This window comes from Wolbachia endosymbiont of Madathamugadia hiepei, assembly GCF_013366855.1.
In the GTDB taxonomy this organism is placed as follows: Bacteria; Pseudomonadota; Alphaproteobacteria; order Rickettsiales; family Anaplasmataceae; genus Wolbachia.
On record NZ_WQMP01000141.1, the window covers coordinates 1 to 2,617 of the forward strand.

Below are 2,617 nucleotides of genomic sequence, written 5' to 3' on the forward strand. Positions count from 1 at the left end.
GTAGTTTCTCTATTTGTAGCTAAGTTAAACTACCAGTTTTTGCTACATCTTTCCTTATTTTCTCATGATAAACTTTTTTCACAGAGACTAATATAAGAGTCACCATTTAGTTGTGCTAGCACTATAAAAACATTATATTATAATGGATATAAGTAGATACGACCAAGAAGTGGTATATTATAGCAAAACTCACTTTACAGGATGCTTTCTACAGATTTGATGTTATAATTTAACTATGGTAAGAATAAGATCAAATCTGAAAAAAAAATTAAGACAAAGGTTTATTATACTTATTCTATTGGTAAATGTTTTATTTATCTCATATTTTCTATTAAGAAATACGAGTAACATTTCTAATCAAACTATAGTCAAAGAAATAAATATAGGAGCTGATAATGAAAAGAGAGCAGTTACAGAATAAAAAAGAGAATCTTTACATAACGTATTACATAGATACTTTGGTGTCAGAAAAGTCTGCTACACAAAATACTTTAGAAAGTTATCGTTCAGATTTACGTCAACTTGAAGATTTTTTGTTGGAAAGTGGCACTACTTTAGTCAGCGCAAGCAAAACTAATATCAAAGATTATGTGAAATCTCTATACGTACAAAAGAAATATAAAAGTAGTTCTGTATCAAGAAAGATATCTGCTGTGAAAAATTTTTATAAGTGCCTATTTAATGATGGAATAATAGATTTCAATCTAGCTCCAGCTAATGATGATGAATTGAAAAATCCAAAAGTTTCTCGTCCTTTGCCAAAATATTTGAGCGTCAAAGAAATGCTCTTGTTAATGGATGCAGTCAGAAAACCAGCGAGCGAATCGAATAAAGAAATAAACGGTAGAAGGTTATGCGCTATTTTAGACATACTTTACTCTTCCGGCATGCGTATTTCTGAACTGATTAATATGAAGTTATGTGAGGTGTTACATTTAGCAAACAGTAATGACAAAGAAAGTTATATAATAATAAAAGGAAAAAGTGGTAAAGAGAGGCAAATTCTTTTTAATGAACAAGCGCTGCGAAGCCTTAGAAATTATTTATCAGTTCGTAACAATTTGATTACTGACGGACCTGAGTCTGATTGGCTGTTTCCAGGTAATAGACCTAATAAGCCGATTACTAGGCAGAGAATCGGTCAATTAATTAAGGAATTAGCAAGAAAATGTAATATTGATGAAAATAAAATCTCTCCACATGTGATTAGACATTCTTTTGCTACCCATCTGCTGGATAGTGGAGCAAGCATTGTGCTGATACAAAAAGTTCTTGGTCATACTAACCTTTCTACAACACAAATATATACTCATGTTGCTAACAAAAAATTGAAGGACAAATTAGCTGACTCACATCCTATCACTCAGACAATCAGTAGTTAAACTTATTGTTTTTAATTTGCAGTAGAGCTAAACTCAAGTAAGTTTATCTGGGTTTATGATTTCAGGCTTATTGTTTAATTTTTTTCTTATATTATGGGAGGCGCTCTATACTTCAATTGCTCTTCCTATACTCTTCTTTCCTGCACGCATAATAACTATTTTCCTTGCTTGCTCAGTAAAGGTTGTATTGTTTATGCTTCGTTTATTATGTGGAGTTGAATATGCAATTAAGGGGATAGAAAATATCCCAAAGCAGCCATTTATAATTGCTTCTAAGCACCAATCTCCGCTTGAAACATTTATTTTTATACTTTTATTTAGAAACGCAGTTTTTATTTTAAAACGTGAACTGAAGTGGATTCCATTTATTGGTTTGCACCTCATGGCACTTAGGATGATTTTTATTAACCGCTTGGATGGTATCAGCTCTATACGCTATATCGTTAAGTTAGCTAAGATGCGCATAAAAGAAAATAGAAGCATAATAATATTTCCTGAAGGCACCAGAACAGCTGCAAAACAAAAAGCAAAATATCGACCAGGTGTCGCAGCTTTATATAGCGTATTATCTGTTTCTGTATTACCAGTTGCTTTAAATACCGGTTTATTTTGGCCAAAGAGTATACTTTCTATAAGAAAAAATCCCGGGAAGGCAATAATAGAGATATTACCTCCGATATGCCCTGGGTTAAGTAGAGATGAATTCTTGAGAAATTTAGAAAAAGCTATTGAAGAGAAAAGTAGCGAATTGGCTGCAGAAAAAACTAGTATTGCAAATTAGTGAAAAAATTCTATAATAAGGAAAGAGTACAGTGTTTTAGGTATTAATATATGGTGAATCATAAGAGTGCTAAAAAAATGATAAAGGTAATAGCGAAGCGCACTTTGATAAATAAAATGCGCAAAAGTAAAACCCGCACTGCTATTAGGAAATTGGTTGATATAATTAAGTCTGGCGATAAAGAAAATGTCATTATAGCATTTCGAAACGCTGAATCTAATTTGCACAAGTGTGTGAATAAAGGTGTTATTCATAAAAACACTGCTGCACGTAAAATAAGTCGCTTAAATGCAAAAGTAAAAGCGTTGATGACTGTTTAGTGTGGTTAATCTAAAGTTAACTAGGCTCTGTGAAAAAAGTCTGTCATGAGAAAATAAGGAAAGATGTAGCAAAAACTGGTAGTTTAACTTAGCTACAAATAGAGAAATTACCAAATGGCATATTATATAAAAGA

Annotated in this window: 3 protein-coding genes; all 3 read left to right on the forward strand. The window is 31.9% G+C overall.

All coding sequences use genetic code 11. The annotated features are described in order from the left end of the window. The first annotated feature begins 395 nt into the window (after positions 1–395). Genes GO685_RS04690 through rpsT form a run of 3 tightly spaced genes read left to right on the forward strand, consistent with a single transcriptional unit; the run spans position 396 to position 2,483 of the window. Positions 396–1,382, forward strand: a complete 987-nt coding sequence (locus tag GO685_RS04690; RefSeq protein WP_175937786.1) for a tyrosine-type recombinase/integrase — start codon at positions 396–398, stop codon at positions 1,380–1,382. A 55-nt stretch (positions 1,383–1,437) separates the two neighbouring features. Continuing rightward, a complete protein-coding gene (locus GO685_RS04695; protein WP_175937787.1) occupies positions 1,438–2,163 on the forward strand; it encodes a 1-acyl-sn-glycerol-3-phosphate acyltransferase in 726 nt (241 codons plus the stop codon). A gap of 50 nt (positions 2,164–2,213) precedes the next feature. Further along, the gene (gene rpsT / locus GO685_RS04700; RefSeq protein WP_175937788.1) at positions 2,214–2,483 is read left to right on the forward strand and encodes a 30S ribosomal protein S20; all 270 of its coding nucleotides are present in this window, start codon (positions 2,214–2,216) and stop codon (positions 2,481–2,483) included. Positions 2,484–2,617 lie beyond the last annotated feature (134 nt).

Coding starts and splice junctions, on each gene's coding strand:
- GO685_RS04690 (WP_175937786.1), top strand. CDS start 396: ATGAAAAGAGAGCAGTTACAGAATAAAAAAGAGAATCTTTACATAACG.
- GO685_RS04695 (WP_175937787.1), top strand. CDS start 1,438: ATGATTTCAGGCTTATTGTTTAATTTTTTTCTTATATTATGGGAGGCG.
- rpsT (WP_175937788.1), top strand. CDS start 2,214: ATGGTGAATCATAAGAGTGCTAAAAAAATGATAAAGGTAATAGCGAAG.